8 protein-coding genes are annotated in these 8135 nt (G+C 70.2%); 5 read left to right on the top strand and 3 right to left on the bottom strand.

Translation table 11 applies throughout. The annotated features are described in order from the left end of the window. Positions 1–111 precede the first annotated feature (111 nt). On the bottom strand, positions 112–636 hold the full coding sequence (locus AB0I98_RS45435) for a phage tail protein (RefSeq protein ID WP_121894385.1): 525 nt from the start codon (positions 634–636) through the stop codon (positions 112–114). Between the two features lie 20 nt (positions 637–656). Further along, positions 657–2522: a phage tail sheath subtilisin-like domain-containing protein gene (locus tag AB0I98_RS45430; protein WP_362951951.1), complete on the bottom strand. Its 1866-nt coding sequence runs from the start codon at positions 2520–2522 to the stop codon at positions 657–659. A gap of 367 nt (positions 2523–2889) precedes the next feature. On the opposite strand from AB0I98_RS45430, the gene AB0I98_RS45425 reads away from it, so the two are divergent. Then, positions 2890–3315: a YchJ family metal-binding protein gene (locus tag AB0I98_RS45425; protein WP_362951950.1), complete on the top strand. Its 426-nt coding sequence runs from the start codon at positions 2890–2892 to the stop codon at positions 3313–3315. On the opposite strand, the gene AB0I98_RS45420 is transcribed toward AB0I98_RS45425, so the two are convergent. Beyond that, positions 3312–4013, bottom strand: coding sequence for a FadR/GntR family transcriptional regulator (locus AB0I98_RS45420; RefSeq protein ID WP_362951949.1), 702 nt, complete (start codon positions 4011–4013; stop codon positions 3312–3314). The genes AB0I98_RS45425 and AB0I98_RS45420 overlap by 4 nt on opposite strands. Positions 4014–4165: 152 nt before the next feature. On the opposite strand from AB0I98_RS45420, the gene AB0I98_RS45415 reads away from it, so the two are divergent. The 4 genes from AB0I98_RS45415 (at position 4166) to AB0I98_RS45400 (ending at position 7991) form a co-directional block, all read left to right on the top strand. Further along, positions 4166–4684 carry a gluconokinase gene (locus tag AB0I98_RS45415; RefSeq protein ID WP_362951948.1) on the top strand — a complete coding sequence of 173 codons (519 nt, stop codon included), beginning with the start codon at positions 4166–4168 and terminating at the stop codon, positions 4682–4684. Between the two features lie 76 nt (positions 4685–4760). Further along, on the top strand, positions 4761–6158 hold the full coding sequence (locus AB0I98_RS45410) for a gluconate:H+ symporter (protein WP_362951947.1): 1398 nt from the start codon (positions 4761–4763) through the stop codon (positions 6156–6158). A gap of 29 nt (positions 6159–6187) precedes the next feature. Then, the gene (locus AB0I98_RS45405; RefSeq protein WP_362951946.1) at positions 6188–6949 is read left to right on the top strand and encodes an SDR family oxidoreductase; all 762 of its coding nucleotides are present in this window, start codon (positions 6188–6190) and stop codon (positions 6947–6949) included. Between the two features lie 16 nt (positions 6950–6965). Next, positions 6966–7991, top strand: coding sequence for an L-idonate 5-dehydrogenase (locus AB0I98_RS45400; protein WP_362951945.1), 1026 nt, complete (start codon positions 6966–6968; stop codon positions 7989–7991). The last annotated feature ends 144 nt before the right edge of the window (positions 7992–8135 follow it).

Below are 8135 nucleotides of genomic sequence, written 5' to 3'. Positions count from 1 at the left end.
CGGTGCCGTGCAGCAGCAACGCGCGCCCGGCCGGCGCCGCGCCGAGCCCGGCCTCCCAGGTGGCCAGCAGATCAGCCGCCCCAGCCATCAGCTCCCCCAAGGTCCTTCAGTTCAGGCCGGGTTGAGGAACGACGGCTCCTCCGGCTCGGGCACCTCGTAGTCCCGCTCCCAGCCCTCGCACTCGAGCTTCAGCGACTGGATGGCCACCGCGTTGGCGTTGGCGTCCAGTTCGCCGAGGACCTGGTACTCGCTGGGCCAGGTCCGGTACAGCTTGTGCGAGACGGCGACCTGGCCCGCCTCGTTGAGCACCTGGATGACGATGTCCTTGCGGAAGTCCGCGAGGGACACCTCCGCACCGAGACCCGCCCCGACCTGCCAGACCTTGTTGGCCCAGCGGTCGAACTCGGGGTCGTGGGTGACCCCGCGCTCCAGGGTGATGCCCTCGAACTCCGAGCGGCCGGGCGACTTGCGCGGCGACGACGGGTCGCCGCCGTGCCGGTGCTTGACGACCTCCGTCGTCCGCTTCAGGGGACTGATCTTGCTGATGCCCGCGACCGTACGACCGTCCCAGAGGACCAGGAACTTGAAGTTCTTGTACGGGTCGAACCGATGGGCGTTGACCGTGAACTCTGCCATCGAAATGTCCTCGGGATTCCTTAGAGCTCGAACTGCCCGGACGTCTGCTGGATCCTGACGATCACGAACTCGGCCGGGCGGACCGGAGCAATGCCCACCAGGACGTTGACGACGCCGCCCGCGATGTCCTCGTCGGTGGTGGTCTCGTGGTCGCACTTGACGAAGTACGCCTCGCGCGGCGTCTTGCCCTTGAAGGCGCCCTGGCGGAACAGCGTGTGCAGGTACGAGGAGGCGCTGAGGCGGATCTGCTGCCACAGGGACTCGTCGTTGGGCTCGAACACGACCCACTGCAGGCCGCGTTGGAGGCTCTCCTCCACGTGCAGCGCGAGCCGCCGCACGGGCACGTACTTCCACTCGCTGTCCAGCGCGTCGGAGCCCTCCAGCGTGCGCGCGCCCCAGACCGTCGGGCCGGTCACCGGGAAGGTGCGCAGGCAGTTGACGCCGAGCGGGTTGAGCAGCCCGGTCTCCCGGTCGGTCAGGTCGACCGTGAGCGAGCGCACGCCCGCGAGCCGCGCCTCGGTGCCGGCCGGTGCCTTCCACACGCCGCGCTCGGAGTCGGTGCGCGCGATGACGCCGGCGACCGCGCCGGACGGCGGGAACGCGCGCAGCCGCCCGGTGAGCGGGTCGGTGAGCTGGAGGTGCGGGAAGTACAGGCCGGCGTGGTTGCCGCGGACGGCGTCGAACGCGGCCAGCCCGGCGCGCGCGGTGTCGACGCTGACCCAGGTGCTGGGCGCGTCGACCAGCAGGAAGATCCGCCGCTCCTGGCACAGCCGCTGCGCCGCCGAGACGACGGTGACCATGTCCTCGGTCTTCTCGTACGCCGCCAGCTCGGGCAGCGCGAGAAGGTTGACGTCGGCGACGCCGCGCAGCGCCTGGATGCCGGTCTTGTCGCCCTCGGAGCCGATGAGGTCGCGCGGGCCGGGCGCCTCGCCGTCCTCGCCGCCCTCCAGCGGGAACACCGGCGGGTTGACGGAGGCCTCGAGGCCCAGGTCGTTGGCGCACTCGCCGAGGAAGCGGACGACGTCCTCGGGGTCGGTGGAGCCCGCGACGACCTGGATGCGCCGGCCGAAGGCGGTGACCTCGGCGCCGGCGAAGGCGTGCTTGCCGGGCGCGTCGGGCAGCGCGCGCAGCTTGCGCTCGAGGAGCAGCGCCAACTCGGCGACGCTGCACGGGGCTTCGCCGTCGCAGTCGGGGTCGTAGAGCTTGAACTCGCGCTCTACGTCGCCGATCTTGACGGTGAGGTCGACCTCCAGGTTGGGCAGTTCGTCGCCGAACGGCTTGGAGACGGTGCCGGACGGGTCGGGGCGGCCCTCGCCGACCGCCTCGACGCGGATGAGCTTCGAGCCGGCGTTGATCACGGTCGGTGCGTACCGGCCGTGCGAGGCGTCCATGGACAGGCCGGTGTAGCTCTCGCGGGCGTCGCCCTTGGCGTCGTACACCCGCAGGTTGAAGGTCTCGTCGGGGTGGGTCGTGTCGTAGTCGACGGCGACGCGCAGGCCGTTGCCCCACACGCCGGGTTCCTTGGCGTGGACTTCGAGGACGCGGGACTCGCTGTGGCCCTCGGTGGACTCCAGGACGACGCATGCGGCCTTGCCGCTGCCGGCCTTGGCGACCCGGACGATCACGGCGACGGAGCCGCCGCCCGCGAAGAACTGGTGCACCGCGTACGCGACGGCGCTCTGCGAGCTGAGCCCGCCGAAGCGGCGCTCGAACTCGGCGAAGCCGGTAACACGCACCGGCTCGTTCAGCGGACCGCGCCGCGTGTGACCCACGAAGGCGGTCACCGAAGTGGTCACGGCGGAGACCGTGCGGGTGCTGCTGGGAAGCTCTTCGACGTAGACGCCCGGGTACGTCGGCCTGGCGGCGCTCACTGCATTCGTCGGCATTCCCCCTCCAATCCCTTCTCAGGCACCGGTCAAAGGCACCAAGAGGCGGCAGAGGGTGACGTCCGTTCCGGCGCACGCGGAGACCCCAGGCGCGTGACTACGCGGCCGGTCCACGGACACCGCATCAGCTTTCCCCCGTCAGTTCCCGGACGGACGGCCGTCCAGGACAAGCAGCGCGCTTGTAACTCCTGATGCTCATGTGCTCAACCCACCTTGGTGAGTGAGCAGTTGGCATACAAGGCGTGTTCACGCCAGCCCTGAGGGAGGTTCCATGGAGAGGGCCGAACATGACTCGCACGCGATGTGCGCGTGTCGGAACGGATGCTCCATAGTCTCTCCACACATGGTGTTGCCGCAGAATGGGGGCATGTCCCGACGCAACGCGGCTCACCGGCCAGAACGCGCTTCCATCGCCGCGCACACACGTTCCTGTCCGTGCGGTCTTGCGGAGACGTACGAGAAGTGCTGTGGCCGGTTTCATCAGGGTGACGCGACGGCACCGACCGCGGAGGCGCTGATGCGCTCGCGTTACAGCGCTTTTACGAAACGGGACGAGGCGTATCTGCTGCGCACCTGGCATCCGCGCACGCGGCCCGCGCGGGTCGAGTTCGATCCCGGGATGAAGTGGACGGGGCTCGAGATCCTCGGCACGGGTGACGGGTCGGCGTTCCACTCCACCGGGACGGTCACCTTCCGCGCCTCGTACCGGGGCGGCTCACTGCACGAGCGCAGCCGGTTCGAGCGGGTCGACGGGGCGTGGGTGTACGTCGACGGGGAGTTCCTGGCCGACTAGGGCGCGAGGATGTCCAGTTCCTGGAGGGCGCCTTCGGTGATCTCGCGGGTGAGGTGCTCGGCGCGGGCCGCGTCACCCGCGCGGACCGCCTCGGCGACCTGGACGTGCAGGGTGACGGCGGTCGGGTCGGGGTCGTCGAACATGACGTCGTGATGGGTGCGGCCCGCCAGGACCTCGGCGACGACGTCCCCGAGGCGGGCGAACATCTCGTTCCCGGAGGCGTTGAGGATCACCCGGTGGAAGGCGACGTCGTGGAGGAGGTAGCCCTCCAACTGGTGGCCCTTGGAGTGGGCGACCATACCGAGAGCGCACTCGGTGAGTTCGGCGCACTGCTCGGCGGTGGCGTGCTTGGCGGCGAGGCCCGCGGCGACCGGCTCGATCGCGGAGCGCAGCACGGTGAGGGAGCGCAGTTGCCGGGGGCGGTCGGCGCCGTCCAGCCGCCAGCGGATGACCTGAGGGTCGTACACATTCCACTCGGCCTTGGGGCGGACCGTGACGCCCACGCGGCGGCGGGACTCGACCAGGTGCATGGATTCGAGGACACGGACCGCCTCGCGCATCACCGAGCGTGACACGTCGAACCGCTGGGCCAGTTCGTCCGTGCGCAGGACGCTGCCCGGCGGGTACTCGCCCGCGGTGATCGCGGGGCCGAGGGATTCCAGTACGTGGCCGTGCAGCCCCCGGCCCGGTGTGCTCATGCACTCAGCGTACGGGGAAGGTCACGGAACCAAAAAGTCAGACTTATTTGTCACAGACTCTTGAATTCGTCGTACCTAATGGGTTTCAGTTCATTCAGATTTTTTGAGGCACGTGTCGACGAAGACATTGCAGAGCAGACAGTGAGGCAGCGATGAGTACCCCCCATGTCGTCGTGGTCATGGGCGTCGCGGGCACCGGCAAGACCACCATCGGTCCCCTGCTCGCCGCCCGGCTCGGCGTCCCCTACGCCGAGGGCGACGACTTCCACCCGCCGGCCAACATCGCCAAGATGTCGGCCGGCACCCCGCTCACCGACGAGGACCGGTGGCCCTGGCTGGACGCCATCGGCTCCTGGGCGCACGGGCGGGCGGGGCTCGGCGGGGTGGTCAGCAGCTCCGCGCTGAAACGGTCGTACCGCGACCGGCTGCGGACCGCGGCCCCCGGCATCGTCTTCGTGCACCTCACCGGCGACCGCGCCCTCATCGAGGACCGGATGGCACACCGCCAGGGCCACTTCATGCCCACGGCCCTCCTCGACTCCCAGTTCGCCACGCTCCAGCCGCTGGAGCCGGACGAGGCGGGCGTCGCGGTGGACGTCTCCGGCAGCCCCGAGGAGATCACCGAGCGGGCCATGACCGCGCTCGCGGCTCTCCCCGAGCCGACGCAATAACCCCGATTCTCCCGGTCATCCGGGCAACCCCCCACGCCCCTTCTCCCCCCATCCCCGTACCTGCAAGGGAACTCCCGTGACCAGACTCAACGCCGAGCTGCTGGCAGCGGACACCGTCGAGCCCATCACCTCGGCCGGCCACGCTCAGCTGGGCATCGCCGTCCTGGCGGGCATCGCCGTCATCGTCCTGCTCATCACCAAGTTCAAGCTGCACGCCTTTCTGTCGCTGACCATCGGGTCGCTGGCGCTCGGCGCGTTCGCCGGGGCGCCGCTCGACAAGGCGATCACCAGCTTCACCACCGGACTCGGGACCACGGTCGCGGGCGTGGGCGTACTGATCGCGCTGGGCGCGATCCTCGGCAAGATGCTCGCCGACTCCGGCGGCGCGGACGAGATCGTCGACACGATCCTCGCCAGGGCGGGCGGCCGTTCGATGCCGTGGGCGATGGTGCTGATCGCCTCGGTGATCGGTCTGCCGCTGTTCTTCGAGGTCGGTGTCGTCCTGCTGATCCCGGTCGTGCTGATGGTCGCCAAGCGCGGCAACTACTCCCTGATGCGCATTGGCATCCCGGCGCTCGCGGGCCTGTCCGTGATGCACGGCCTGGTTCCGCCGCACCCCGGCCCGCTGGTCGCGATCGACGCGGTCAAGGCCAACCTGGGTGTCACGCTGGCGCTCGGCGTGCTGGTCGCCATCCCGACGGTGATCATCGCCGGTCCGCTGTTCTCGCGGTACGCGGCCCGCTGGGTCGACGTCCCCGCCCCCGACAAGATGATCCCCCAGCGCGCCTCGGAGGAACTGGAGAAGCGCCCCGGCTTCGGCGCCACCCTCACCACCATCCTGCTGCCGGTCGTCCTGATGCTGTCCAAGGCGCTCGTCGACATCGTCATCGACGACCCCGAGAACACCACGCAGCGCGTCTTCGACGTCATCGGCTCCCCGCTGATCGCCCTGCTCGCCTCCGTGCTGCTCGGCATCTTCACACTGCTGCGGCCCGCGGGCTTCGCCAAGGACCGGGTCTCCGGGCTGGTCGAGAAGGGCCTCGCGCCCATCGCGGGCATCCTGCTGATCGTCGGCGCGGGCGGCGGTTTCAAGCAGACGCTGATCGACTCCGGCGTGGGCCAGATGATCCTGGAGATATCCGAGGACTGGTCGATCCCGGCCCTGCTGCTGGCCTGGCTGATCGCGGTGGCGATCCGGCTCGCGACCGGTTCGGCAACGGTGGCGACGGTCTCGGCGGCCGGTCTGGTCGCCCCGCTCGCGGCCGGCATGTCCACCACGGAGACCGCCCTGCTGGTCCTCGCCATCGGCGCCGGCTCGCTCTTCTTCAGCCATGTCAACGACGCCGGATTCTGGCTGGTGAAGGAGTACTTCGGCCTGAACGTCGGCCAGACCATCAAGACCTGGTCCGTCATGGAGACGATCATCTCCGTGGTCGCGGGCGGCATCGTCCTGCTGTTGTCCTTGGTGATTTAGGGACTTGGCGACTTAGGAGGCATACGACGATGACGGCTCACCCCCTCTTCGACATCACCGGCCGCACGGCCCTGGTCACCGGCTCCAGCCGCGGCATCGGCCTCGCGCTCGCCCGCGGACTGCTGGAGGCAGGCTGCACGGTCGTCCTCAACGGACGGGACGAACAGCGCCTCGCCAAGGCCGCGTCCGAACTGCCCGGCGACGTCCACACCGCGGTGTTCGACGTCACCGACGGCCCCTCGGTGGCCGCCGGCACAGCGGATGTCGAAGAGCGGGTGGGCCCGCTCGACATCCTGGTCAACAACGCGGGGATGCAACTGCGGGCGCCGCTCCTGGAGTTCACCGACGCGGACTGGCACCGGATCCTGAACACCAACCTGACCAGCGCGTTCCTGGTCGGCCGTGAAGTGGCGCGCCGGATGACGGAACGCGGCCACGGCAAGATCATCAACATCTGCTCGCTGCAGAGCGAGGTGGTTCGCCCCGGTATCGCGCCCTACGCCGCCACCAAGGGCGCCCTCAAGATGCTCACCAAGGGCATGTGCGCCGACTGGGGACCTTCCGGCGTGCAGGTCAACGGCCTGGGCCCTGGCTACATCGAGACCGAACTGACCCAACCCCTCGTCGCAGACGAGGAGTTCAGCGCCTGGGTCCGGCGGCGCACCCCGGCCGGCCGCTGGGGCCGTACGGAGGACCTGGTGGGCGGAGTGCTGTTCCTCGCCTCGCCCGCCGCGGACTTCATCAGCGGTCAAGTGCTGTACGTCGACGGCGGAATGACGAGCGTGCTGTGACGGCCGGGAGGCATCAATGTTGAGTTGTGTGATCCACGGTCAGGGCGATCTGCGCGTCGACGAGCTGGAGGCCCCCTCGCCCCGCCCCGGCGAGGCCCTCGTCGCCGTCCGGTACGGCGGGGTCTGCGGCTCCGACCTGCACTACTGGCGGCACGGCGGGGTAGGCGACTTCCGCCTCAAGGAGCCGATGGTGCTCGGGCACGAGGTGGTCGGGACGGTCGTCTCGTACGGCGCCGGCGCCTCGGGTCCCTTGCCCGGTACGGCCGTCGCGGTGCACCCGGCCACGCCCTGCGGGGTCTGCCCGGAGTGCGCGGACGGACGGCGGAACGTCTGCCGCGACACGCGGTACCTGGGCAGCGCGGCCCGATTCCCGCACGTCCAGGGCGGATTCGCGGGCCGTTTCACGGTCCCCGCGGAGCAGTTGCGGCCCCTCCCCGCCGGCCTGGAACCACGCCGGGCGGCGCTCGCCGAGCCGCTGTCCGTGGCCCTGCACGCCGTGCGCCGGGCCGGCGAGGTGGCCGGGAGGCACGTCCTGGTCACCGGTGCCGGGCCCATCGGCTGCCTGGTCGTCGCGGCGGCGAAGGCGGCGGGCGCCGGGCGCATCACGGTGACCGACCTGCTGCCGGAGGCCCTGCGGTACGCCCGGATCGCCGGCGCCGACACCGTCGTACGGGCCGATGATCCGTCCGACCCCGGGTGGCCGTCCGAGGTGGACACCGCGATCGAGGCGTCCGGGGTGGCCGCTGGCCTGGACACGTGCCTGCGGCGGGTGCGGCGCGGCGGCACCGTCGTGCAACTCGGGATGCTGCCACCGGGCCAGAGCCCCTTCGCGGGCAACCTGGTGGTGAGCCGGGAGATAGAACTGCGCGGGGCCTTCCGCTTCGACACGGAGTTCGACGAGGCGCTGACGCTGCTCGCGGCAGAGCCGTCGTTCGATGGTCTGGTGAGCGCGGTGGTGCCGGTGCGGGAGGCGGAGTCGGCGTTCGCGCTCGCGGCAGACCGCAGCCGGTCGTGCAAGGTACTGCTCGACTTCGGCAACTGAGGCGCCCCGAAGGGGCGCGGGGCTGTATCAATATGCGGCTCCGCCGCGTGGGCGCGACCAGCCACAACGCTGCCGCGGACGAAAGACGCCCCTTCGCGGTTCGCCTCTTGAGTACCGGTTTGCCCCATCTTTCGCAGCCTGGGT

Origin of the sequence: Streptomyces sp. NPDC050211 (assembly GCF_040656035.1) — a bacterium.
In the GTDB taxonomy this organism is placed as follows: domain Bacteria; phylum Actinomycetota; class Actinomycetes; order Streptomycetales; family Streptomycetaceae; genus Streptomyces.
This window is presented reverse-complemented; position numbering and strand designations above follow the sequence as displayed.

What these genes read in the sequence shown, in the direction of transcription:
- AB0I98_RS45435 (WP_121894385.1), bottom strand. Translation starts at nt 636, where the DNA reads ATGGCAGAGTTCACGGTCAACGCCCATCGGTTCGACCCGTACAAGAAC.
- AB0I98_RS45400 (WP_362951945.1), top strand. Translation starts at nt 6,966, where the DNA reads ATGTTGAGTTGTGTGATCCACGGTCAGGGCGATCTGCGCGTCGACGAG.
- AB0I98_RS45430 (WP_362951951.1), bottom strand. Translation starts at nt 2,522, where the DNA reads ATGCCGACGAATGCAGTGAGCGCCGCCAGGCCGACGTACCCGGGCGTC.
- AB0I98_RS45415 (WP_362951948.1), top strand. Translation starts at nt 4,166, where the DNA reads ATGAGTACCCCCCATGTCGTCGTGGTCATGGGCGTCGCGGGCACCGGC.
- AB0I98_RS45425 (WP_362951950.1), top strand. Translation starts at nt 2,890, where the DNA reads ATGTCCCGACGCAACGCGGCTCACCGGCCAGAACGCGCTTCCATCGCC.
- AB0I98_RS45405 (WP_362951946.1), top strand. Translation starts at nt 6,188, where the DNA reads ATGACGGCTCACCCCCTCTTCGACATCACCGGCCGCACGGCCCTGGTC.
- AB0I98_RS45420 (WP_362951949.1), bottom strand. Translation starts at nt 4,013, where the DNA reads ATGAGCACACCGGGCCGGGGGCTGCACGGCCACGTACTGGAATCCCTC.